Source organism: Pseudomonas sp. MF08831 (assembly GCF_059862645.1).
In genome coordinates, this window is record NZ_JCBCUX010000002.1 from 437,216 (window position 1) to 460,005 (window position 22,790).

Consider the following 22,790-nt stretch of genomic DNA (forward strand, 5'->3'; position numbering starts at 1 on the left):
TTGGGATACAGGTCACTTCGATAAAAGGGAGTACCCTTATGTCGCGCACCACTGCTCCACTCTCTGATTCGGCTTGCCGCTCAGCCAAGCCCACCGACCGCGCCTACAAGCTTTTCGACGGCGACGGCCTCTACCTCCTAGTCCAACCCAATGGCCGCAAAGGCTGGCGGCTCCGTTACGTCAAACCTGACGGACGGGAAGGACTGACCTCGTTCGGCAACTACCCCGTCATTGGCCTCGCCGATGCGCGCCGCAAGCGCTTGGAGATCAAGCGAATGCTGGCGGATGGCATTGATCCCATAGAGACCAAGCACCAAGCCAAGGCGGAAGCCGTGATCAAAGGCAGAACCTTTGAAAGCGTTGCGCTGGACTGGCACACAGAAATGTCGGCCAAGTGGGCACCAGGCCATTCCAAGACAGTGATGAGCCGCCTAAAAACCCACGTATTCCCGCTGATCGGCGCACGCGCCATTGTTGATCTCGACACCCATGACCTTATGCAGCCCTTGGAAGCGATCAAGAAGCGCGGAACGATAGACGTTGCTTTAAGGGTACAAAACTACCTGCAGAGCATCATGCGCGAGGCAAAGCGACTCCGGCTTATCACCGCAAACCCTGCTTACGACCTCGAAGGCTTGATCAAAGCCCCGCGGGTGATCCATCGCCCCGCTCTACCCTTATCGCGACTGCCGGAACTGCAAGAGCGGATCGACACCTATAAAGGCCGGGCACTTACCCGTCTGACGGTGATGCTGTCGCTCCATGTGTTTGTACGGTCCAGCGAGCTGCGCTTCGCCCGATGGAGCGAGTTCGACCTTAAGCGCGGCGTCTGGGAAATCCCGGACACTCGACCCGCGTTGGAGGGAGTAGCCTTTTCCACAAGGGGTACGAAGATGGCAGGGGATATCCATTTAGTACCCTTATCGCCGCAAGCAGTGGCCTTGCTTGAACAGATCCACGCACTCACCGGTAAATTCGACCTGGTGTTTGCAGGCGATGCCAAGCCCTGGAAACCCATGTCTGAAAACACCGTGAACAACGCGCTACGGACGATGGGATACGACACCAAAACCGATATCTGCGGACATGGGTTTCGTTCGATGGCCTGCAGCGCACTGATCGAGTCAGGATTGTGGTCCGAGACAGCCATTGAACGGCAGATGAGCCACAAGGAACGCAACAATGTCCGCGCCGCTTACATCCACAAGGCCGAATTCATTGAGGAACGCAGGCTGATCATGAACTGGTGGAGTCGGTACCTGGAGGCCAACCGACAGGAGCATGTCACTCCACACGAATTCGCCAACCAGATTGGAGATAACGTTACTCGCATAAAGGCGAAGCCTGGCATTGGCGCAGAGAGGAGGAGTTGATATGGATATCTCAACCGCACAAAGCATCAAGCTCGCCATTGTGTCGGCAACCGGACTGTCAAAAGACGCGCTGCATATCTATTTGGGCATGGCGGTCTATTTGACGTTGATCGTTGGCACCCGACGATTCAGGCCATACCTTGGCTGGCTGGTTGTTTTCATCATTGCGTGTGCAGGCGAGTGGGTAGATCGGCGAGACGATATTGGAAGCTTCGGGTACTGGCGCTGGCAGGCAAGCGCTCACGACGTTCTCAACACGTTATTTTGGCCGACGGTGCTAACACTACTTTGGCTTTTAAAGTGCCGCAGTAAAGTAAGCGTACATCCGTAAGGCTCTCGCAATCTGCTCTGCCACGCGGGTCCATCCAAACAGGGCTGCAAAGCCGCCCTGTTTGGATGGACCTCACTTAAAAAATCTAAAGCCCACGCAACTGTCTGTGGAAAACCACGGATTTCCACCGGTGGATAATTTCATCCACAGCCGCAGAACTCCCGAAAATTGGGGCCTTGACCCAAATTATCCACAGGCGTAGAAAAGATCGAGCAAAGCGCTGTCGTCGACAGCAACCCAGGTAGCCAGAACCTTCAAGGCTACGCCACACGGTGGTGGTTCTCCCAAAGTGCGATTAGCGTCCGGTGGCTCGCACAGTCACAGCGATGTGATGGATGCCTACTTCTATCAGAGTGCCCACTGCGGCAACTCACCCCTTTCATAGCTGCCCTGCAGCAACCTATCCGCTTGGCCATTTCCTTGCGCCAACCTGCGCCCGTCTCTTTCTCCCGGAAAGAGACGGGCGCTCCTACCGCTGCTGCAGCCCAACTCGTACAAGGCTTTGCGGCATTCCCCCTCGTGACAATCGGCGTGACAAACACCGAAGTCACCAGCAACAGCGATGCAGATGATGGTGTCGCAGCCCAGGGAATGGACTGAACCTGACTGACAGTCAGGCATGCCCCGGTCATCACATCACTGCCTTCACTCGACTCAGGATCTCGCGGCGTTGGTTTCGTCAGCCAGCACAGCCTCCACCCGCCCACTTCTTCGGAAGTGTTCAGGAGGCCAGATCATGAGATGCCCACGCTCCCGGTCGTAAGGAGCCGCCAGTCCCGCGTTAATGGACAACCCTCACAGGTCGCAGGGGCCTTGATCCCTGATAACACTCAACATTCTTGGCGGGATGACGTGGGGAAAGTTTTAAAAGTTTTGGCTTCGAGAGGAGTTTGATCATGGCGCTGGTGGGCAGACGAGATGGGCGCAATTTTGGCTATGGCCGGCAACTGAGCTATGCCGGGCCGCAAGCGCTGAGAGACATGTTCGGTGGCGGGCACTACGGGACCGTTAAAGCGCACTGTGATCGTTGGCAGGCATTCGTGCGCTGGTGCCGCTCAGACGATGGACCAGGACTCAACGATGCACGACAGGTAGATCGTCAGATCTTGGCGGATTACGTGGCGCATCTGCGTCACTTGGTCGATCGCGGCGACCTCTCCATCGCCACCGCACAAAATCGATTGTCCAGCGTCAACCGAACCATGGCGGCGCTTCGCGGTGATCAGTACGTGAAAGTGCCGAGTCCGAGCAAAGCGCTGGGAATGCAGCGCACCACCATCCGCACGACAGCTCCACAAGGCCAGGATCGCGAACACCTGATGCGAATCGTCGAGACGCTCAGCGAACAGCACTCTCGTGCCGCGGCCATCGCTCAGTTAGCGCGGGCCACCGGAATGCGCCTGCGCGAGGCCATTTTGGCCGACTTACCGCGCTTAAAACGTGAGGCCGAACACTACGGCAAGATCAACATCCAGGATGGCACCAAAGGGGGGCGCTCAGGTGCCTCGGCACCTCGCTGGATCAGAGTGGATGATCATATTCACGAAGCTTTGAGATTCGCCGAACAGGTCTCACCCCGCGGCAGCCACAACCTGCTTGCGCCGAATGAAAGATACCTCGATTTCCAACGGGAAATCGTCCGTCCCGCGCGGGACCTTCTCCATAAGCACAACCTCAAAGGCTTTCACGAGCTACGGGCGGCGTTTGCTTGTGAGCGCTATGAGCAAATTACCCAGCACCAAGCGCCGGTTAATGGTGGTCAGTGCTATGCCGTGGATCGGCGTCTTGACTGTGAGGCTCGCATGCAGATCAGCAAAGAACTGGGGCACAGTCGGATCGACGTTGCCGCTGCCTATATTGGAGGACGGACATGAGTAAGGCGTTTGATATGGAGATGTTCCTAGGTGGCGTGCTGACTGGATCGCATGCAACGCAGCAGCGGCATTTGCGGCAAGCCAGGATTATTAGCGCCGAGATCGCAGCGCGATGGCGGCGAGAGACGCCATGGAGCTGGCAGAGAAAACACCTAATTTGGTTTATGGACCATCGGCTAGCTGGGCGTAGTGAAGCGACTCGTTACTATTACCTGCTTACCGTCCGACTGCTCGCTCAGCGCCTACAGACGTCATGGACTTTCAATCTCTAAGTGGCACCTGATACCGATAGCAATCAACCCAAAAGCAACTGACCTTGACTAGTGGCTTTTTGCGTAGGCATCAGTCAGCTCCCCTTGATGAGCGCTGATGTCGAGCTCTAGACACAGCGGACACTCATCCGCTTGCTAGAGTGTAAACCTAGCTGTAAACTGTCAATCAAAGTGTCAAGCTGAGTAATCGAAATGGGAAAGAAATACGCAAACGCCCCAGTCTACTTCACCATCGGCCAGGTGCGTCACAACACACTGCTGTCACTGAAGGCTTACCTTCCGGCTATTCAGGAGCGGATGCGCAAGGCTGGTTACCCTGATTTCAAAAGCGCTCAGCAGATGCAATTCTCTTTTGGTGCTATTACAGGCGGGGATGACACGCAGCCTTTCCAGCCGGGCGTACAGCAGATCGAAAGCTATACGTTCTCCAACCTCGAAGGTACTCAAGGCTTTCTGATGGAGCCGAGTGCGCTTTCGTTTCGCTGCACTGAATACGAGACCTTTCCGAAGTTCTATGCTGAATTGGAACGGGGTTTGAGCATTCTGGAGGAAGCGGTCGACGGTCTCGCTTATTTTGAGCGCTTAGGCCTGAGGTACCTCGATGCTGTAGTACCTGCTGAAGGGGAAACCTTACAGCAGTACCTTGCTCGAGAGGTGTGGGGAACACCAGCCTCGCTCGATCTCAACCAGATGTACCAGTTCGAAGGGCAACCACTGACTTACAATCATTCTTTTGCCGAGTCGTCGGCCACCATCCCAAGCATAGGGCAGGTGGTCTCGCGGGTGGTTGCCCAGAACAGCGAACTGCGCTTTCCACCAGACCTGCTGCCAGATCCGCTCAAAGTTGGCGAGCGCTTCAGAGGACTCAATGGTCAGCACGCAACCGTTGACGTCGACGCCAGTTTTTCCGAGCGCCGAAAGTACGACTCGACCGAAATCAAAGATAGGTTTCAACACCTTCACGACCTCGTTGAGCTGTTCTTCAACGCGACTGTGACGGACTACGCACGGAAAGCATGGAGTTAACCTATGAGCACAATGTACGCGCCATCTCCAAACCCGGGAATGGCAAACCGATCATTTAATGCAGCAAGCCGGCATCTCGAATCCGAACGAGAGAAGGTCAAGCGCACGGCAGGCAGCGCAGCACTGGCTTGGGGCTACGGCCTGACTGTTGCCTTTGCACTATGCCTTGGAACCTTGTCACCACAACCCCAACCTCGCGAGAACCGGGCTAGCAAGGAATACAAAGAATCGGCTCAAGGCATCGCCAAGCATGAGCAAACAACTGCCCCACGGACAACCGCAGAAGCTATGTCTTACGTACGCAACACCTTGAAACCAGCGGTGACCGAATTGGCATTGATCTTCGGAGTTTCGAGGCAGGCGATTTATAACTGGCAAGCCGGTGAGCACATCTCAGAGGGCAACCAAGCCCTGCTCTACGAACTGGCCGCAGCGGCCGATCGTATCGTGGCCCATCCGCTAGCAGGACAAGTGAACGCCAAGCGGAAGCTCCCAGGCGGCAAATCTCTATTTGAAGCTGTTGCCGGAGGCATGTCGGGTGTAGAGGCAGCTGGGAAACTCATCGCTATGGCTCAAAAGGAAGGCGCACAACGTGCAGCAATGGACTCGAGACTGAAAACTCGAAATCGGGCCGCCGTAGATCTCGCGTCGATCGGCTCACCCCATTTGCAAGACAGAGCATGAGGTAGCAGTTGATGGTGAGCTGGAGTCGATCAACACCGTGGCGACAAGGTTATATTGTCGATAGCGAAACACTCGCCCAGCTCGGCATCACCATCGACGGCGATGACCAGGAAAAAATCATCGCAGCCGTCGCCACGCATGATTGCGACCTTGCGCAGCTAGCATACGGCGAACCGGAGGTGGAGCTCATTTTAGGGAAGGTCCTGACGGACAAACTTGATGGGAACTATACGCACTGCAAAACCGCGAGGCGCCTACATATCGAACTGACTGGCACGGACGAGCACTTACTTTGCGAATTCGATGCAAGCAAGCGGGTTAGGGTTCAGAAGGAGCATAAGGATCCGTCCAAGGCATTTGTGTCCTACGAGCCGACTCGGGCTGCCTTGATGAACGGCCAGGAACGAAGCATCTTCCAGCGCTGGCTAGCAGCAAGATATCGCCGATCATCGTTCCCGGACGAGTTTGACCGCAGGCTGCGAGATACAAAGGTTGCCGATCGACTTGCCAGGCTTTTTAAAGAGTCCGGGAACCACATTCCAGCAGTGTTCTTTGACGTTGATCAGGGGACGGAGAGAACCCGAGAAGGATCGGACGATCTTTACGAGCTCGCGATCTTGGTTCTCTACAAAACCGACGAAGATCCTGAGACTGCGGAAGAAGCAGCCTTGGCTGCAGCAAAGGCCATCGACGAACTTTTTCTGAGCCGCTGCAGAACAGGCGCGAATCAGGCTTGGGAATGGATCGAGCTGACAGAAATCAACGTGATATCCGATGAGGCGCTGACCTATGGTCAGTCGCTAAACCTGATCAGATGGCAGGCTGACTATGTGAGCTTGCGAAGCGACCCAGCGCAGCCAATTTTTGACGTCTGAGTGAAAAAATCTCAACTTCTGAGCCAACGGCCTGAAAACGAAGGGAAAATTAGAGGAGAAGGGTTGACGGCAAGATGATATGACAGGATAATTATAATTGCCGATAGCTTTTTTATCGACAAAAAAGCCCACCAATGTTTGCAGCATTGGCAGGCGATTTGAACCGTGCAATGGATGTTTTTGCAGAACTCCAAAGCACAATTAGAAAACAAACCCGGAGGTCAGGTTTCCATACTCGGGAAGAGATTCTACGTACATATCGATCTCTTTACAACACCTGCTTGACTAGCGGCATTTGCAGTGTCGCAAGTACTTCCGGGTTCTCTTGGAGAATCCGTATGACTTTGATTTGCAGACCCTTCATTACCCTCCGCAACGGCAAACGCCTTTTCGCACACGAGGTTGGTAAAACCGCGTTCTGCTTTGAGGTAGATGAAGTTCGGAAGGCGAAGCAACCAGAAGGAGCCGGTGAGCAAGGTACGCTCGACCTGACGGACGACAGCGCACCATCCAAGCCTCACTGATGTAGATAGAAAGCCCGGTAAGCTCAATCGCTTGCCGGGCTTTTTTGCTAAAATTTCTTTAGCACTGTTTTCAGCTTCCGGCCATTTTCCGCCATGGCCGCTTCCCACGCATTTATAGCAGTCAGCTCAAATTGAAAGAGTATCGAGCTTTGCCTTTTACACGAGGTCATGTGCTGTCGCTTACCCTAAGCGGTAGGGTCGTGCCCTCCATCATCCGACTATGAGGGTCTGCGATATCGAAACCTCGAGGCAGTGTAATTCCCTAAGTTCTTGTTTTAGCTTTCCTTGACTCGTTAATCATCAGAGGGGGCGCCTGAGGATAGTTTTAGAGATAGAAGTACGCGCCTATAGAAGTAAAATACTTAAAAATCAATTAGTTGTGAGAATTTTCGACTCCTGGTGCCGGCACCATATAAGACGAAGCCCTCACAGCAATGTGAGGGCTTTGTTGTTTCTGGCGTAAGCATCAGCTCCCTCGGTTCACCCACAGCTGTTCACATCGACTGTGATGTCGTTCGTCTCTGCGCTCATTTGCGCCCCCTCCCTCAGCTGAGGCCTCATCCCCTATCAATAGCTTTTGGTCCAGCTGAAAAACGACTTTGCCCTACCGAATGATTGATGGAGAATGCGCCACGGCAAGGAAACGCTGCACCTGAGCGGCCCGTCACGCACACATTTCATCATTCAATTACCAACGGAGCGGTGCGTGATTAATCGCGACAATTCATTCGACTTGATCAGGCACCTAGCGGCGCTGGCAGTTCTTGTAAGCCACCACTACGTACTTTCCGGCCAGCAAGAACCCATGTTGCAGGGCTACAACTCGTTAGGGGCGATTGCCGTATTGGCATTCTTCGCCATATCCGGCTTCCTCATCACTCAAAGCTTTCTAAATACTCGCAGCTTCTACCACTACATGGAGAAGCGAATCGCGCGAATTTTTCCTGCCTTGATCGGCTGCGCATTTGTGATGGTGTACCTCTGCGGGCCTGCATTCAGCAAAAACGGTTTGGGCTATGCATTCAGCCTGGAGTCGTTGACAGACTTCTTGAAAGTGTCGGCGTTTGGCCGCGCAGACATAGGCGACATCACCCGCACCTTCATATTTAAAGATTCGTTCAACGGAAGCTTGTGGTCGCTGAAAATTGAGTTTGGTTGCTACGTGCTGCTCGCGTTGGCGCTGCTGGTAATGCGCAGGGCAGCCGTACCGCAGATCATCGCACTCGCCTTTTGCATAACCACCTACCTATGCAGCACGTCAGCGCACCCGATGGCGCCGAAGCTACTGGTGTACTCAACCGTCGGGATTGCATTCTTCGTAGGGTCTTCGCTGTATTTCTATCGAGCTGCATTCAGCAGCGTGAAAGCGAAACTATTGATCGGCATTCTGTCGGCGGCACTTGTTCTGGTCTCCCTGAACACACCGTTGGTTATGGTGTTTGCAAGCATCGGAGTGAGTCTTCTGGTGCTGTCACTTGGGAGTTTGTGCAAAGATCGAATCATTAAATCTCGATTCGATATTTCGTATGGGATGTATCTCTACGCCTTCCCCGTGCAGCAACTCATGATCAATACGACGGCGCTGAGTTTCTACGCTTCCATGCTGGCAACCGTGGCAGTTGTCATCGTGCTGGCCAGCCTGTCGTGGCTGTTTATCGAGAAGCCTGCGCTGAACTATGTGCATCGAAAATCCCGACACCAGGAAAGCGCTGCCACAATGGCATAGAGCAGTTTCACGTTGTGATGGTTTGAACTTCGCGGCCTGTTGCCTGGGGATTTCTGGCTTTCGACACGACTGACGCTCGGCTGCGAACTCAACGACCACGCTTGAGAATCCGATTTTGAGGCAGGCGCCAAAAGCGCCACGCCGTCGTTAAATCAACGAACGTGATAGCTCTCACTCGATAGGGGCGTCTCACCAATAACTGCACTTCAGGCGTCACCTCTTGGTGATGGTAAAAGCGGTGAAGGTGGGAGTCGCCCTGCAATGCTGGGCAATAGGATGTGAATGTGGGGGCCGGGGTGGCGCTATCGCGGGCAAGCCCGGCTCCCACGGGGATCGACGTGGGGCTTTTTTTCAGTGCCCCGCGCTTTGGCCGCCGTCCACGTGCAGGATCTCCCCGGTGACGAACCCGGCGTTCTCCAGGTAGATGATTGCCTGGGCAATATCACTCGCTTCGCCCATGTGCCCGACCGGATGCAGGTTGCCCAATGCCGCGTGGGTTTCTTCACCGTGCATCGGCGTCTTGATGATCCCGGGGCTCACCGCGTTCACGCGAATGCCGCGTTTGGCGTATTCGATTGCCAGGGATTTGGTCGCTGCGCTCAAGCCGCCTTTGGTCAGAGAGGCCAGCACCGACGGCACACCGTCAATGGCGTGGTCAACCAGGCTGGTGGTGATGTTGACGATGTGCCCGGCGCCCTGTTTGAGCATTTCGGTGATCGCCAGCTGGGTGATGTAGAAGAACCCGTTGAGGTTCACGCCCAGCACATTCTTGTAGTCTTCGTGGGTGTAGCGGGTGAAGGGTTTGGCGACGAAGATACCGGCGTTGTTGACCAGGCTGTCGATGCGGCCAAAGTGCGCCACGCCTTCGCGGATTACGCGCTCGGCGGTGGCCGGGTCGGCGATATCGCCGGCCACGGTAAGAATCTCCGGATCCGTCGACGGCGTGATCGACCGCGAAGTGGCAACCACACGGTAACCCAGCTGGCGGTAAGCCTCGACCGCAGCAGCGCCAAGGCCCTGGGATGCGCCGGTAATCACAACGACTTTTTTCGAATTGCTCATGATGAAACCTCTGTATGGAAAGTGAGATGGTTCAAGCAGCCACGGCGGACATTTCCCGCAGCATCTGTTCGTAATAACTGACTGATTGCGACCCGCAGACCAGCTGACGACCATTGAGGACCATGGCCGGCACGGCGTTGATGCCGCGCTCGCGGTAGAACGCTTCAAGCTCGCGCACTTCATTGGCGTAGTCGGCAGACGCCAGCACCCTTCGTGCGTCATCAATGTCCAGCCCGGCCTCGGCGGCTAAACGTGCGAGGGTTTCGTGATCGCTGAGGTTCTGACCGTCGGTGAAAAAACCGCGCAACAGCATCTTTTTCAACACGATCTGCCGCCCTAGCGGCAACGCCCACAGCAGCAGCCGATGCGCATCGAAGGTGTTGTAGAAGTGGCTGCGTTTTTCCAGGTCGAAGGTGAAACCGATGGCATCGCCGCGCTCCATCAACATCCTTTTGCCGCTGGCGACGTCTTCAGCGCTGCGCCCGTATTTGCGCATCATGTGGGCGACGGCGTTTTCGCCCTCGGCCGGCATGTCAGGGTTGAGTTCGAAGGGTTTAAAGGTCAGTTCAACCTTAACTTCGCCCGCCAGGTTGGCGATGGCTTGCTCCAACGCAGTAGCGCCCAGGGCGCACCACGGGCAGACCACATCGGAGATGAAGTCGATGGTGACGGGCGTGCTCATGACGGATTTTCCGCGAGCTGTTTACGGTATTGAGTGGTGGTGACGCCGGCGTAGCCCCAGTTATCGGTATCGACTTCTTCGATGACGATGTGGGTCAAGTCGGGTCGTTTGTTGAGCACGCGTTCGAGGGTTTCGGTGAATTCGGCAATGACCTGGGCTTTTTGCTCCGGGGTAACGCCGTCACGGGTAACGCGCAGGCTGACAAAGGGCATGGCAGTGGCTCCAGTGGCCGGCCATCGGGGTGATGGGCGGGCAGGGCTAATTTAGGCGTGCGCCTGGTGGGGATAAAGATGGGCTGGAGTACTTCATTAGTGACGCGGTGTAACGGATGTATTAGGTAATACCTTCAAGTATCGCGCCTGGCGTTTTTTTCGGTATAACCGACAGCTCTGCGCTGGGACCGGACTTCCATGAACGCCCTGAAACTGATCTGTCTGCTCGTCATTTTCCCGCTATTGCTCGCCGCCCTCGGTGTCTGGGAGCGCGAACGTGCTGCCGAGGCATCCACCAGCATCATCGTCTACAGCGCCAAGGTGAACGCCGCTAAACAGCAGTTGCAGGCGCTGGCAGCGCAAGATCCAGCGGCGCTGGTCGACCTGGGCAAAGAGAAAATCAGCGTGCAACTGGCGCTCTCGCGCCTGGATAACGTTGAAGCCGAGCTGCCGACTGCTCATCGCCTAAACCGCGCCCTGCGCGAGCTGGCACCGTGGGTGGTCGGCCTGGGGTTGCTCGCGGCATGCATCGGCCTGGCCGCGCTGGCCGGCACTCAGTGGGCAGGTCAACGCGCGCAGCAGTCGCGGGAGAAATTGCTGCAGGTGTTCTCCCTGGGCAGCCGGCTGTTGCCTTTTGGGCTGGTGAGCCACGTGGTGGCAATGGCCGCGACGTTGGCGTTGGTGCTGATTTATGAAGGCCTGGCGATGTGGCATGTGGGCCGCCTGGGCAGCGGCGAAGTGAAGTTGATGGCGACACTGGGCGTGTTGGCCGCTTTCAGTGTGTATTCAATCTGGTCGCTGCTTAAACAACTGCGCTACATGCTGGGGATGTTCAAGCCCGAACCTCTGCAGATGTTCGGGCAGGCCGTTACACCCCAGCAGGCACCCGAGTTATGGCGCCATGTGCGCGAACTGGCCGGCCAACTGGGTGCATTGGCGCCGGATCATATTGTGGTGAGCCTGGCCCAGGGCTTTTACGTGACCTCCAGCGAAGCCAGTGTAATGCCCGCCGAAACGCGATTGCGCGGGCGCACCTTGCATGTGCCGCTGCTGCACCTGGGCCTGCTGAGCCGTGAAGAAATCGGCGCGGTGATCGGCCACGAACTGGCGCACTTTGTGGGTGAAGACACCGAGTACAGCCTGCATTTTCTGCCGATCTACGACGGCGTCGACCGCAGCCTGCGGGCGCTGCTGGAAACCATGCAGGCCAGCGACCTGATCCAGGGTTGGCTCATGCGCCCTTCGTTCATGTTCGGCCTGTTTTTCATGCAGCGGTTCGATCACGCGGTAAATCACTGGAGCCGAGAACGCGAGTTGCTGGCAGATGCTGCCGGCGCCCGGTTAGTGGGGAATGCGGCGGCGGCCTCGGCGTTGTTGCGAATCTCGGTGCTGCATGCCCACATCGAGCAGGCGTTGCTGACGCTGTGTGACACGGCCACAGAGGATGACTTGCCGGGCGCGGTGCTGACCGCATTGCGCGACACACCCTTGCAGCTGCCGCCCGAAGCGCTGGACATTCACCAACCGCACCCGACCGACTCTCACCCATCAAATGGCGAACGCTTGCAAGCCTTACAAGTGCACGTGGAAGACGCCGTGCACAGCGCCACGCGCGCGGTGGATGTAGCTGCTGCGAATGCGCAAATCGATGCGTGTTTCAGTGCGCCGCTTAGCGTGCGAGTACAACTTTCGCACGACCTGAATGCGCTGGCAGAGACCGAAAACACTGCGCAAACCGAGCTGTTGGAAACCATGGTGACGTCCACTACAGGCGAATGCTCGCTGCATGAAGGCGGCCGGTGGCGCGGCACGCTGATGGCGGTGTTGGCAGTGCCGTTCGTGTTGCTGGGGTTGGCCATCATGAGTCGGCCCTGGCTTTCCCCGGAAAAATTCAAAGGCACCCCGCTATCGGCCGTGGGCGCCGGCGCGGCGATCGGTAGCATCGCGCTGATCTTTTTATGGATGGGCATCCGCCGCTTCAAGCGCGCACCGCGAACCGCGCTGCGCCTGACGCCGGAGCATTTTGTGTTCGCCAACCTGAAACACCCCTTGCCCATCGAACACATTGCCGATGTCAGGCTGCAGTTTGCCCACGGAGTCTGGGTCACGGTAGAACTGACGCCCGAAGCGCCATTACCCGAGCGATGTAAAACCGCATTCGGCGTACCCGGAGCGCGGGTCAACAAGAAGAAACGCCAAGTGCTACTGCAGATGGCCCAACTGTGCATCGATAACCAGAAAATCGAGCCTTACGAAGGGTTGACGATGATGCTCAACTACCTGAATGCCTCGCTCGCCCGCAAAATTTTGCAAAACCGCCAAGACTGAAGTGCAGGCATAAAAAAACCCCGAACCAGTCGGGGTTTTTGATCGCCTGAAATCAGGCGCGACGCCAAATCAATTAGAAAACGTTGATCGGGTAATCGGCGAACAGACGGATTTCGTTACCGCCTACGTTGTAGTTGCTGGCGTTGCTGGAGACGCGCAACCAGGACGCACGAGCGCGCAGGCTCAGGTCTTTGGCTGGGCCGCTCTGAACGATGTATTTGAACTGGTTGAAGATTTCACGCTCGGTGCCACTGCCGCGGTTGGAGCCGTCGTCAATGTTGGTGCCGCGCACGTAAGCAATGTTGTAGGTCAGGCCAGGCACGCCGAAGGCGCTGAAGTCCAGGCCGTAGCCTGCTTGCCAGGAGCGCTCGTCCTTACCGTTGAAGTCGGACCAGTAGGAGTTGGCCAGCAAGATGGTGTTGCCGCCATCGCCGATGCCGCCAGCGTTGCGGTAGCCGCCGTACAGATAACCGGTGTCGCCGGTGCTGCGCTGGTGAGCAACGGTGAAGCTGTGCGGGCCAACAGCCCAAGTAGCGCCCAGGCTCCAGATTTTGTTGTCGCGAGCGTCGGCGTCACCTTGGTTTTCAAGGGCGAAGCTCTTGTCCAGCTTGGTTTTGTAGCCGTTGAAGTCAAAGGTCAACGATTGCTTCTCTGGCAGGGCCAGTACGTAGTTGACGTTGACGTATTGCTTCTTCAGCACGTCTTGCATGTCGGAGGCGTACAGCGCGGCCGACAGGCTTTCGGTGAATTTGTAGCTACCACCGATGTAATCAATGCTTTTCAGGCGACCGCTGTCGGTGCCTTCGGCGCTCTTGCGCGCTTCCTTGGTGAAGTGACCAGCGTCCAGTTGCAGGCCGGCGATCTCTTTGGAAACGATCGAGGTACCTGTGTAGGTTTCCGACAACAGGCGGGAGTTGTCGTACTGCAGAACAGGGACTGCCGGGAACTGATCACCGTACTTCAGCACAGTGTTGGAAACCCGGAATTTGACGGCTGCGCCGCCCTTGGCCAGATCGTCGGCAGGTGCGCCGTTACGTGTCGTGCCATCCGCGCGCGTGGTGGCTGCGCCTTCTTTAAAGAAGTCGATACCGCCCGCGCCTGCGCGGCCTCGGCCACCATCCAGGCGAATGGCGTATTGGCCGATCACGTCAACACCCACACCGACGGTGCCTTGGGTGAAGCCGGATTCAAATTTACCGATGAAGCCCTGGCCCCACTCGGCTTTGTCTTGCTTGCCGTTTTTGTAGTCACGGCTGATGTAGGCGTTACGTGCTGCGATGTTCAGGTGGCTGTCGTCAACAAAACCCTTGGATTGCTCCTGGTCGTTTGCCATTGCCTGAGTAGCGCTCAAAATCCCCAGAGCGATCAGACCCATCCGTTGCTTCAACATTTCTTATATTCCTTATTACTGGTTGAGTACGCGCTGTGACACCAGGCTCCGTGTCGCTTTTCTGGTGTCGACTTTTTCCGGAAAAAACAAAGCCCGCGGACGACTGAACTGCCGCGGGCCTTTTTTTATTGGATAAGTCATGGCGGTTAGCCACAGGCGTTGGGCGCAATCCTATGCGCGCGTTGAACTATGTGTCAATTTCGTGAATCGTCTGTATTTAGGCGAAATAATTCTAAGCAACGGCCTACAGCGCTTGTGTGAAAGCCAGAAAATCGCTTAAAGCCGCTAAAAAAACACATCAAGTAACACTTTCCAAAGCCTACATTTTTGGGAATGCATAACGTGCGCAAATGCAAAGCATTACCATTAACGCGTACATTCCTTCCCGAACTTTTTTGGATAGATTCCTCCATGCCAGTCTCTCGCCTGACGCCCGTTACCCTTGGGCTTTCTGCTCTGCTGTCTGCTGGTTTTGCCTGCGCCACCACGATTTTGCCGCAAACCTCGATCAGCACCGAAGTTGACGAAGACGACCCACGCGTCAAAGAGACCCACACCGCCACCCGCACTGCCACGTCAGTGCGTTATGTGCCGCAGGCCATCGATTCGGTAAAAACCGAAACCCTGCGCGCCTACGGCACCAACGATCTGGGCCAGGCGTTAAGCGGCATTCCCAACGTAAGCAGCGGCGCCGACACGCGCTTCGACAGCCTGCGCATTCGTGGTTTCGACGCAAGCAACGACTTCTACCTGGACGGCATTCGCGACGACAGCCAATACGTGCGCGACCTGCATAACATCGAACGCATTGAGGTGCTCAAAGGCCCGGCAGCCGTGCTGTACGGGCGCGGCGGTCAGGGCGGGATCGTCAACCGCGTGAGCAAATTGCCCACCGCGGGTCACCCCTCCAGCATCGAAGCCCAGGGCGGCAGCCATGATTTGCGCAGCCTGTATGCCGACCTCAGCACCGACCCCACAGACGACATCAGCCTGCGTCTGAACATGGGCAACCAGGACAACAACAGTTTTCGCGATGGCGTCAGTGGCAATCGCCAGCTGTTTGCGCCATCGATTAGCTGGCAACTGACGCCCGACCTCAATTGGTTGGTGCAATACGAATACAGCCGCTACAACCGCACGCCGGACCGCGGTATTCCCGGAGTCAACGGGCGCCCGGCAGACGTGAGCCGCAGCGCCACCTATTTTGATAGCCGCGATTACATCGACGACAAGTCTCAGTCGCTGCGCTCCAGGCTCGCTTATGAACTCAACGCCAACTGGCAACTGCGCCACACCTTGGGCGTGTTCAAGCTCGACAGCGATTTCGACAACACCTACCAGACCGGCTACGACCCGAAAACCAACAAGGTCACGCGCCAGCGCTGGCAGCAGGATTTGACCACCCGCAATGTATTCAACAACCTCGAGCTGGAAGGCGCTTTCGACACCTTCGGCCTGGAGCACCGCCTGCTCACCGGCCTGGAGCTGGGCAGCCAGCGCCGCGACCCGAAACTGTATACCGCCACCGCCGTCAATCGTGGCGGCCAAGCCGTGCCGAGCCTGGATCTCAACCAGCCCAACCGCCACCTGAGCCACAACGGGCCGATGAGTCTTTCAAGTTACAACCACACCGAAGTCGAAAGTCGCGCCGTGTACGTGCAGGACCAACTGCGCCTCAACGATCAATGGCAACTGCTGGCTGGCCTGCGCTATGACCATTTCGAAGTGGACACCACCAGCAAGGTGCTCAACACCCGGCAAGCTGTCGATAGCCGCAGCACCAGCCCGCGCGTCGGCCTGGTATGGACGCCGCTGGAACATCACTCGTTTTATGCCTCGTGGAGCAAAACCTTCTCCCCCGCGGGCGGTGGCCTGATCGGTATCACGCCCAATGCCGCTGGCAGCGTCAACGACCTGAGCCCTGAACTGACCAAACAGAAGGAAATCGGCGTGAAGAGTGATTGGCTCGATGACCGCCTGAGCACCACCCTCGCCGTGTACGAGCTTGAGCTTTATAACCGCCGCACCAGCGACCCGCTCGACCGCACCATCACCCTGCTCACAGGCATGCAACGCTCGCGCGGCGTGGAACTGACGGCCACCGGCAAGCTCGTCGGCAATTGGTATGTGCGTGGTGGCATCGGCCTGCAGGATGCCAAGGTCGAGAAGGACAATAATGGCTTTGAAGGCAAGCGCATCAGCGATGTGGCCAAGCGCAATGGCAGCTTGTTTATCACCTGGAAACCCGAGATGGGCTGGTACGCCGAAACCGGTCTGACCCTGGTGGGTGACCGTTACGCCGACAACCTCAACACCGTGGCGCTACCAGGTTATGGGCGATGGGACGCGTTGGCCGGGTTCCGCCAGAAGGAATGGGACGTACGCGCGGCGCTGAACAATATTGCCGATAAAAACTATTACGCTTCGGCCACCAGTGCGGCGCAGATCCAGCCGGGCGAGCCACGTAGCCTGGTTGTAACGGGCACCTACAGTTTCTAAAACCTCACACCCTGATGTGCGAGCGGGCTTGGCTGCGATGCCATCGCAGGCAAGCCCGCTGCCATCACTGATCTCAGTGCTGGTCAGTTTTTCAACAATTCACACAACGCGCGCACTTCATCCTCACTGAACAGCCCCGCCGGGTAACGTTCACTCATCACGCGGCGCAGGTCAGCTTGCCTGACCCGTCGCGAGCCGTTTGCCTTCAACCAGAGCGCCAACGCACGGATCGCATCACCGTTGACCCGCGTGGGGTGGAACGGGCGCGTGTAGATCAGGTTGATATCGGCATTCATTTCAGCGCTCTCTCCTACTGCGTGAGCGGCTAACTTACTCAAGGTTTGTGACAGAACTGCGCAGTCATCGCCTTGAGTCACTGTGACGACATCGATACAAGAGCTATGCCAATGTCCCGTATATACAGGCATTCGGACACAAAAAAGCCCGCGGCCGTGCAGGGCCGCGGGCTTGCTATTAGCGCTACGAACGGGTAGCGCCGGGCTGTTGCTCAGACGCTGTTACAACTGCACTCAGTTTTTGTGCGGCGCCGGTTGTTGTTGGGTCAGGCAATGGATATTGCCGCCACCCAGTAACAGTTCGCGCCCCGGCACCATCACCACTTCGTGCTGCGGGAACAGGCTCTGCAGAATCCCCTTGGCCTGACTGTCCAACGGGTCGTCGAAGCTTGGCGCGATGATGCCGCCGTTGACGATCAGGAAGTTCACGTAGGAACCGGCCAACCGCACGCTTGGGTTACGTTCCTGGCTACCGTCCACCGGGTCGACGCCCGCGCACTCTTCTTCGGTGGCATACAGCGGCCCCGGGATCGGCATTTTGTGCACTATGAATGCGCGCCCCTGGGCGTCGGTGCTGCTTTGCAGCACGTCCATGGCAGCGTGGCAACGCGCGTAGTTCGGGTCTTGCGGGTCGTCGGTCCACGCCAGCAGCACTTCGCCTGGGCGCACATAGCAGCAGAAGTTATCCACATGACCATCGGTTTCGTCATTGAACAGCCCGTCCGGCAACCAGATGATCTTATCCACAGCCAGATTGGCGCTGAGCACCGCTTCGATGGCCGCGCGATCCAGGTGCGGATTGCGGTTGCGGTTTAACAGGCATTCTTCGGTGGTGATCAACGTGCCTTCGCCGTCCACATGGATCGAGCCACCTTCCAGCACGAAGCCTTCGGTGCGGTAGCGCGGCGCACGTTCGATCTCGAGAACCTTGCCGCCTACCTGCGAATCGCGGTTCCACGGCGCGTACAGGCCGCCATCGAAACCGCCCCAAGCATTGAAATCCCAGTTCACGCCGCGCACTTCGCCGCTGTTGTTGATCACGAAGGTTGGGCCGGTGTCGCGCACCCAAGCGTCATCGCTGGACATTTCCACCACGCGGATGTTCGGCACGTCCAACCGCGCGCGCGCGTTTTCGTATTGCCCGGCCGAGACGCCCACCGTCACCGGCTCAAAGCGTGCGATGGCCTTGGCCACCGCCACGTGCGCAGCCTGCGCGGGCTTACCCCCCAGGCGCCAGTTGTCCGGCCGCTCAGGCCAGATCATCCAGGTTTGAGTCTGTGGTGCCCATTCGGCGGGCATGTAGAAGCCATCGGCGCGAGGTGTGCTGTGCAGGGTGGTCATGGCGTTCAGGGCTCCGAATGGGGTGAAAGACCGACTTTATAACGGATAAAAATCGGCTTTAAAAGGTAAAAAAGATGACAATCACAAAACATCACAGCAAATAACCGATAACAATCGACTATTACAACTGCTCATCCAGCACCTTCGACAACATGTCGACGAAGAAGTCCACGCTGCGTTTGGACGTGACCATCGGCGGCTTGATCTTGAGGATATTGAGGTGGTCACCCGTAGGCTGCATGAAAATACCCAGTTCCCGTAACCGGTCACACAGTAACGCCGTTTCTTCGGTGGCCGGTTCAAGCGTATGGCGATCACGCACCAACTCCAGCCCCAGATAGAAGCCGGAGCCATGAACAGCGCCGACCAGTGGGTGACGATCGATCAACTGCTCCAAGCGCGCCTTGAAATGCCCGCCCACCACCTGGGCGTTTTCCCACAGCTTTTCTTCCTGCATCACGTCCAGCACGGCCATGCCGATCTGACAGCTGACCGGGCTGCCCCCCGACGACGAGAAGAAATACCCTTCGGCCTCCAACGCCTCGGCGATTTCGCGCCGGGTGATCACCGCGCCCAACGGCTGGCCGTTCCCCATGCCCTTGGCCATGGTGATGATGTCCGGCACCACGCCCTGCTCTTCAAAGCCCCAGAAAAAGTGGCCCATGCGCCCATACCCCACCTGCACCTCATCGGCGATGCACACGCCGCCCTGGGCGCGCACCCGCGCGTACACCTGCTGCAAATAACCCGGCGGCAGTGAAATGCCCCCCGCATTGCCGTAGACCGGCTCGCATATGAACCCTGCCAACTGGCGGTTACTCGCGGCGATTTTCGCCAGGTTGTGGTCCACGCTTCGCACGTAATCCGGCGCACTGTCCTGCCCACGGAACTCGCCGCGGTAGGTGTTCGGCGCGGTCACCGGGTGCACCCAGTCCGGGCGGCTGCTCAATGCCTGCGGGTTGTCGGCAATCGAGGTCGACACCGCATCCGCCGCCACCGACCAGCCGTGGTACGCCTCCAGCACGCTGAGCATGTCGCGCCCGCCGCTGTAGGCCCAGGCCAGGCGGATCGCCAGGTCATTGGCCTCGGTGCCGCTGTTGACCAGAAACACCCGGTCCATGCCCTCTGGCGCCAATGCCAGCAAACGCTCGGAAAACTCGGCAATCGCCGCATAGTGAAAGCGCGAGTTGGTGTTGAGCAGCGACCATTGCCGCGCCGCCACCGCCGCCATGCGCGGGTGGCCATGGCCCAGCACAGCGACATTGTTGAGCATGTCCAGGTAGGAACGGCCCTGCATGTCGATCAGGTGGTTGCGCCAGCCACGCTCGATGCGCGGTGGGTCGACGTAATAGTGCTTCTGCGAGCGAGCGAAACTGGCATCCCGACGCGCCAGCAGAGCTTCGGCGTCCAGCTCCGGCTCGGCATCACAGGCCAGCCCCAGCAACGCAGCCGGCGACGGGCAGAGGGCTTGCCACGCCGGCGCCCTGGACGGCGTGCAGAACAACGGCGGTTCGAGCTCGGCACGGCATAACTGTACGGTGAGCGGGGCGTGCACCTCACCGAGCAGTTGCCCCTTCACCACCACCGAACCCGGTTTCAACGCGGTTTTCGCGCCGCCTATGCGCAGGCTCAGTTGAGCGTCATGCAAGCACAGCAGACCGTCGTCGCCTTGGCGCAACGTACCGCCAAAGGGCGCTTCCAATACGGTGCCATGAGGCAGATGCAACTCCACGTGAAGCGGGAAAGTCTGCGGCTCGACGGCACTGTCGGCACGCGTTCGCGACAACCGATATTGCCCATACCGACTGGCCGCCAGCCCATGCAGGGTCGCCGCTTCATCCAATAACCGGTGGTCTATGCCGGGCAACTCCCAATTGCCGGCCTCGAAATGCGGGCTGAGTACACCCAGGTCGATCAGCGCAAACTCACGCCCTACCAGGCCCGGCAGCAACGGTGCAAAGTCTTGGCCGGCCATCGGCGGCAACGCTTGTGCGACACAGCTCAGGATCGCCGCCTCCATCAGCGCAAACGGCACCGAGGTCGCCACATGAAAAATTTCCCACTCGTGCTCGGCATTTTTCAGCAGGTAAGTATTGTCAGGATCAAGGCGTTGCTGCTGTTCGCTGCTGAGCACCAGCACCGCCGCGCGCGCCACAATCAGCGGCCACAACGCCTGTAACTCCTCGCGTAGCAATGGCGTCACCGCGTGGCAGGCCTGGACCGCCGGCAGGATGGCAAATGGGTCTCCATCGGCATGGTGCAACAGCGCCGCGCAAGTCACCGACAGGTCGGCAATGCGCCAGGTGTGCACCAGGTCGCCGAAATCAATCACGCCCTGGACCTGCCAATGCCGCTGGGCGTCGCGCTGCCAAACGACGTTGTCATCGGTGATGTCCAGGTGCACGGCTTGCCACGGCAGGTGATCGGCCAAAGGCTGAAGGCGCGTGTGTGCGTGGTTGGCCGCGCGCTCGATGGCGTCGCGGTGCGGCAGGTTATTCAGGTTGGCCAGCAGGTGCGTGATCAGTGCATGGGCGTGGCGCGGGTCCCACTGCAACGTGCGGTCCAGGCCCGGGTGCTCGAAATGCTCAAGTGCGCGGCTGACCTGTCCACACAGCTCACCAAAGCCTGCGATCACGTCACGGCCCAGGTGCGGCAGATGCGTCAGGGGCTGGCCGTCGATATAGTCCAGCAGCCGCAGGTGCACGGTTTGCCCGCCCACCGTGACGCTCAGCACGTCTTCCCCGGTCAGTGCGCGGTTCACCTTGGGCACGCGCACGTGCGCTTGCAGGTCATTGAGGGCGGCGTGCTGGGCCTGCAGTTCAATGGTGGCGTAGTCGCCCCGGCAGATCTTCAGAACGAAGCGGCCACGCTCGCTGTCAACTCGGTAATTGAGGTCTTGTTGGCTGCCCAGCGACTGCAACGCGCCCGTCAAACCGTAATGTTGCTCGAGCAATTGCGCGGCTTGATCGGCGCTTATTTGTGGGCAAGGCAAACTGGCACGATGGATCAACGTGGCGAGCAACATGGTGGCGACCTCTGCTTTTTCAGGCGCTTATATCGCCATTGTTCGGGGCTGTTAATCAACCCCTCATGCATACCGGGCTTGTGCCGTCCCGATTCACAACTCAAGCTATGCCAACTTCGCCAAGTCTTCGTCTAAGGAAAAGGCCCTCGACATGCGTATTCTCATCACCGGCGGTGCCGGTTTTATCGGTTCCGCCCTGGTTCGTCACCTGATTCAAAACACCGAGCACGACGTGCTCAACCTGGACAAACTCACCTACGCCGGCAACCTGGAATCGCTGACCAGCATTGCGTCCAATAGCCGCTATGAGTTCGTGCAGGCCGATATCATCGACCAGGCTGCGGTCAGCGCCGTGATTGCGCGCTTTAAGCCTGAGGCAATCATGCACCTGGCAGCCGAGTCGCATGTCGACCGCTCCATTGATGGCCCGTCGGATTTCATCCAGACCAACATCGTCGGCACTTACAGCCTGCTGGAAGCCACTCGCGCTTACTGGCAAACGCTGGAAGAGCCGGCCAAGAGCGCGTTTCGCTTTCACCACATCTCCACCGATGAGGTTTATGGCGACCTGCACGGCGTGGACGACCTGTTCACTGAAACCACGCCTTACGCGCCAAGCTCGCCGTACTCGGCCAGCAAGGCGGCGTCCGACCACCTGGTCCGCGCGTGGCAGCGCACTTACGGCCTGCCGGTGCTGCTGACCAACTGCTCGAACAACTACGGGCCGTTCCACTTCCCCGAAAAACTGATCCCGCTGGTCATCCTCAACGCCCTCGCCGGCAAGCAACTGCCGGTCTACGGTGATGGCCTGCAAGTGCGCGATTGGCTGTTCGTCGAAGATCACGCTCGCGCGCTGTTGAAAGTGGTTACCGAAGGTGTGGTCGGCGAGACCTACAATATCGGCGGCCACAACGAACAGAAGAATATCGACGTGGTACGCGGCATTTGTGGCCTACTCGAAGAACTGGCACCCAATCGCCCGGCGGGCGTGGAAAAATTCACCGACCTGATCACTTTCGTCAAGGATCGCCCGGGCCACGATCAGCGCTACGCGATCGATGCCAGCAAGATCGAGCACGACCTGGGTTGGGTGCCCGAAGAAACCTTCGAAACCGGCCTGCGCAAAACGGTGCAGTGGTACCTCGATAACCTCGACTGGTGCCGCCGCGTTCAGGACGGCAGCTATCAGGGTGAGCGCCTGGGTAACACCGAGCCAAAAGACCTGATCGCATAACAACAGCATCACGCACCACAGCTAGGCATAATGCGC

General features: G+C 57.9%; 18 protein-coding genes. 11 read left to right on the forward strand and 7 right to left on the reverse strand.

Annotated features, from left to right (window positions below):
- Window positions 1-38 precede the first annotated feature (38 nt).
- The 8 genes from AC19YS_RS05315 to AC19YS_RS05350 all read left to right on the forward strand — a co-directional run bounded on the left by AC19YS_RS05315 (window position 39) and on the right by AC19YS_RS05350 (window position 8,685).
- Window positions 39-1,373 (forward strand): tyrosine-type recombinase/integrase, encoded by a 1,335-nt coding sequence (locus AC19YS_RS05315; protein ID WP_038445261.1) that lies wholly within the window; start codon window positions 39-41, stop codon window positions 1,371-1,373.
- Between the two features lies 1 nt (window position 1,374).
- The gene (locus AC19YS_RS05320; RefSeq protein ID WP_038445259.1) at window positions 1,375-1,704 is read left to right on the forward strand and encodes a hypothetical protein; all 330 of its coding nucleotides are present in this window, start codon (window positions 1,375-1,377) and stop codon (window positions 1,702-1,704) included.
- 896 nt (window positions 1,705-2,600) lie between these two features.
- Window positions 2,601-3,578 (forward strand): integrase domain-containing protein, encoded by a 978-nt coding sequence (locus AC19YS_RS05325; RefSeq protein WP_038445257.1) that lies wholly within the window; start codon window positions 2,601-2,603, stop codon window positions 3,576-3,578.
- Window positions 3,575-3,850, forward strand: coding sequence for a hypothetical protein (locus AC19YS_RS05330; protein WP_038445255.1), 276 nt, complete (start codon window positions 3,575-3,577; stop codon window positions 3,848-3,850). The genes AC19YS_RS05325 and AC19YS_RS05330 overlap by 4 nt, the downstream gene beginning before the upstream one ends.
- A 192-nt stretch (window positions 3,851-4,042) precedes the next feature.
- Window positions 4,043-4,876, forward strand: a complete 834-nt coding sequence (locus AC19YS_RS05335; RefSeq protein ID WP_014336078.1) for a TIGR04255 family protein — start codon at window positions 4,043-4,045, stop codon at window positions 4,874-4,876.
- 3 nt (window positions 4,877-4,879) lie between these two features.
- Window positions 4,880-5,560 (forward strand): hypothetical protein, encoded by a 681-nt coding sequence (locus AC19YS_RS05340; protein ID WP_038445253.1) that lies wholly within the window; start codon window positions 4,880-4,882, stop codon window positions 5,558-5,560.
- Between the two features lie 11 nt (window positions 5,561-5,571).
- Window positions 5,572-6,435: a hypothetical protein gene (locus tag AC19YS_RS05345; protein ID WP_014336076.1), complete on the forward strand. Its 864-nt coding sequence runs from the start codon at window positions 5,572-5,574 to the stop codon at window positions 6,433-6,435.
- A gap of 1,149 nt (window positions 6,436-7,584) precedes the next feature.
- Complete coding sequence (locus AC19YS_RS05350) at window positions 7,585-8,685, forward strand: acyltransferase family protein (RefSeq protein ID WP_500601125.1); 1,101 nt, start codon at window positions 7,585-7,587, stop codon at window positions 8,683-8,685.
- Window positions 8,686-9,036: 351 nt separating this feature from the next.
- Here the strand turns inward: AC19YS_RS05350 and AC19YS_RS05355 are convergent, their stop codons facing one another.
- Genes AC19YS_RS05355 through AC19YS_RS05365 form a run of 3 tightly spaced genes read right to left on the reverse strand, consistent with a single transcriptional unit; the run spans window position 9,037 to window position 10,641 of the window.
- On the reverse strand, window positions 9,037-9,747 hold the full coding sequence (locus AC19YS_RS05355; protein ID WP_500601127.1) for an SDR family NAD(P)-dependent oxidoreductase: 711 nt from the start codon (window positions 9,745-9,747) through the stop codon (window positions 9,037-9,039).
- 31 nt (window positions 9,748-9,778) lie between these two features.
- Window positions 9,779-10,429 carry a DsbA family oxidoreductase gene (locus AC19YS_RS05360; protein WP_200624269.1) on the reverse strand — a complete coding sequence of 217 codons (651 nt, stop codon included), beginning with the start codon at window positions 10,427-10,429 and terminating at the stop codon, window positions 9,779-9,781.
- Complete coding sequence (locus AC19YS_RS05365; protein ID WP_119738148.1) at window positions 10,426-10,641, reverse strand: tautomerase family protein; 216 nt, start codon at window positions 10,639-10,641, stop codon at window positions 10,426-10,428. The genes AC19YS_RS05360 and AC19YS_RS05365 overlap by 4 nt, the downstream gene beginning before the upstream one ends.
- Window positions 10,642-10,839: 198 nt before the next feature.
- Here AC19YS_RS05365 and AC19YS_RS05370 point away from each other — a divergent pair, with 198 nt between their 5' ends.
- The gene (locus AC19YS_RS05370; RefSeq protein WP_200624268.1) at window positions 10,840-12,969 is read left to right on the forward strand and encodes a M48 family metallopeptidase; all 2,130 of its coding nucleotides are present in this window, start codon (window positions 10,840-10,842) and stop codon (window positions 12,967-12,969) included.
- A 73-nt stretch (window positions 12,970-13,042) separates the two neighbouring features.
- Here AC19YS_RS05370 and AC19YS_RS05375 read toward each other — a convergent pair whose 3' ends face one another.
- Window positions 13,043-14,359: an OprD family porin gene (locus AC19YS_RS05375; RefSeq protein WP_200624267.1), complete on the reverse strand. Its 1,317-nt coding sequence runs from the start codon at window positions 14,357-14,359 to the stop codon at window positions 13,043-13,045.
- Between the two features lie 411 nt (window positions 14,360-14,770).
- Between AC19YS_RS05375 and AC19YS_RS05380 the strand changes: the two genes are divergently transcribed.
- Window positions 14,771-16,858, forward strand: coding sequence for a TonB-dependent receptor (locus tag AC19YS_RS05380; RefSeq protein ID WP_200624266.1), 2,088 nt, complete (start codon window positions 14,771-14,773; stop codon window positions 16,856-16,858).
- A gap of 83 nt (window positions 16,859-16,941) precedes the next feature.
- On the opposite strand, the gene AC19YS_RS05385 is transcribed toward AC19YS_RS05380, so the two are convergent.
- The 3 genes from AC19YS_RS05385 to AC19YS_RS05395 all read right to left on the reverse strand — a co-directional run bounded on the left by AC19YS_RS05385 (window position 16,942) and on the right by AC19YS_RS05395 (window position 21,520).
- Entirely contained in the window at window positions 16,942-17,154 is a 213-nt protein-coding gene (locus AC19YS_RS05385) for a hypothetical protein (RefSeq protein ID WP_106577435.1), read from the reverse strand.
- Between the two features lie 234 nt (window positions 17,155-17,388).
- Complete coding sequence (aguA, locus tag AC19YS_RS05390) at window positions 17,389-18,495, reverse strand: agmatine deiminase (RefSeq protein ID WP_500601130.1); 1,107 nt, start codon at window positions 18,493-18,495, stop codon at window positions 17,389-17,391.
- 121 nt (window positions 18,496-18,616) lie between these two features.
- Entirely contained in the window at window positions 18,617-21,520 is a 2,904-nt protein-coding gene (locus AC19YS_RS05395; protein WP_500601132.1) for an aminotransferase, read from the reverse strand.
- Between the two features lie 151 nt (window positions 21,521-21,671).
- Between AC19YS_RS05395 and rfbB the strand changes: the two genes are divergently transcribed.
- Window positions 21,672-22,754 carry a dTDP-glucose 4,6-dehydratase gene (gene rfbB, locus AC19YS_RS05400; protein ID WP_106577432.1) on the forward strand — a complete coding sequence of 361 codons (1,083 nt, stop codon included), beginning with the start codon at window positions 21,672-21,674 and terminating at the stop codon, window positions 22,752-22,754.
- The last annotated feature ends 36 nt before the right edge of the window (window positions 22,755-22,790 follow it).

Bases quoted from the DNA above. Each gene is read 5' to 3' on its own strand.
- AC19YS_RS05315 (WP_038445261.1), top strand. From the start codon at position 39: ATGTCGCGCACCACTGCTCCACTCTCTGATTCGGCTTGCCGCTCAGCC.
- AC19YS_RS05320 (WP_038445259.1), top strand. From the start codon at position 1,375: ATGGATATCTCAACCGCACAAAGCATCAAGCTCGCCATTGTGTCGGCA.
- AC19YS_RS05325 (WP_038445257.1), top strand. From the start codon at position 2,601: ATGGCGCTGGTGGGCAGACGAGATGGGCGCAATTTTGGCTATGGCCGG.
- AC19YS_RS05330 (WP_038445255.1), top strand. From the start codon at position 3,575: ATGAGTAAGGCGTTTGATATGGAGATGTTCCTAGGTGGCGTGCTGACT.
- AC19YS_RS05335 (WP_014336078.1), top strand. From the start codon at position 4,043: ATGGGAAAGAAATACGCAAACGCCCCAGTCTACTTCACCATCGGCCAG.
- AC19YS_RS05340 (WP_038445253.1), top strand. From the start codon at position 4,880: ATGAGCACAATGTACGCGCCATCTCCAAACCCGGGAATGGCAAACCGA.
- AC19YS_RS05345 (WP_014336076.1), top strand. From the start codon at position 5,572: ATGGTGAGCTGGAGTCGATCAACACCGTGGCGACAAGGTTATATTGTC.
- AC19YS_RS05350 (WP_500601125.1), top strand. From the start codon at position 7,585: ATGCGCCACGGCAAGGAAACGCTGCACCTGAGCGGCCCGTCACGCACA.
- AC19YS_RS05355 (WP_500601127.1), bottom strand. From the start codon at position 9,747: ATGAGCAATTCGAAAAAAGTCGTTGTGATTACCGGCGCATCCCAGGGC.
- AC19YS_RS05360 (WP_200624269.1), bottom strand. From the start codon at position 10,429: ATGAGCACGCCCGTCACCATCGACTTCATCTCCGATGTGGTCTGCCCG.
- AC19YS_RS05365 (WP_119738148.1), bottom strand. From the start codon at position 10,641: ATGCCCTTTGTCAGCCTGCGCGTTACCCGTGACGGCGTTACCCCGGAG.
- AC19YS_RS05370 (WP_200624268.1), top strand. From the start codon at position 10,840: ATGAACGCCCTGAAACTGATCTGTCTGCTCGTCATTTTCCCGCTATTG.
- AC19YS_RS05375 (WP_200624267.1), bottom strand. From the start codon at position 14,359: ATGTTGAAGCAACGGATGGGTCTGATCGCTCTGGGGATTTTGAGCGCT.
- AC19YS_RS05380 (WP_200624266.1), top strand. From the start codon at position 14,771: ATGCCAGTCTCTCGCCTGACGCCCGTTACCCTTGGGCTTTCTGCTCTG.
- AC19YS_RS05385 (WP_106577435.1), bottom strand. From the start codon at position 17,154: ATGAATGCCGATATCAACCTGATCTACACGCGCCCGTTCCACCCCACG.
- aguA (WP_500601130.1), bottom strand. From the start codon at position 18,495: ATGACCACCCTGCACAGCACACCTCGCGCCGATGGCTTCTACATGCCC.
- AC19YS_RS05395 (WP_500601132.1), bottom strand. From the start codon at position 21,520: ATGTTGCTCGCCACGTTGATCCATCGTGCCAGTTTGCCTTGCCCACAA.
- rfbB (WP_106577432.1), top strand. From the start codon at position 21,672: ATGCGTATTCTCATCACCGGCGGTGCCGGTTTTATCGGTTCCGCCCTG.